The sequence below is a fragment of the Vibrio sp. 10N.222.52.B7 genome (genome assembly GCF_041474275.1).
In the GTDB taxonomy this organism is placed as follows: domain Bacteria; phylum Pseudomonadota; class Gammaproteobacteria; order Enterobacterales; family Vibrionaceae; genus Vibrio; species Vibrio crassostreae_C.
This window is the reverse complement of the sequence record NZ_JBFRTU010000678.1, coordinates 1-297: the sequence shown is the minus strand read 5'-3', so window position 1 is coordinate 297 and position 297 is coordinate 1. Positions and strand designations below refer to the sequence as shown.

Genomic DNA, 297 nt, shown 5'->3' with positions numbered 1-297 from the left:
ATCATAGGTTTCAACATTAGGGGTTGCTGCGTTACCGTCATTGTCTTGGAAGTTAAATGGCACCACATCAACATAGTTGTGCAGGACATTCTCTTGCTGCCAAGCAATCAACGGGTCGTTAGTTAACACACCGATTGGGTTAAGGTCGGTAATCGTGAGTTTTCCGTCTACGTACTCCAAAACTATGCCGTTGCCCAAAGCGTCTTGTACATGAAAATGAAAGTGCATTGCGCTTGGTACTTTAGAGAATGGATTGGCAACTAAGATTTTATCTTCATCGGGGATATCGCTTTCTTT

At 43.1% G+C, this 297-nt stretch carries 1 protein-coding gene; it reads right to left on the bottom strand.

The features are described from left to right. A partial coding sequence (locus tag AB4512_RS24770) for a linear amide C-N hydrolase (protein ID WP_372176121.1) occupies nucleotides 1-297 on the bottom strand: 297 nt, incomplete at both ends.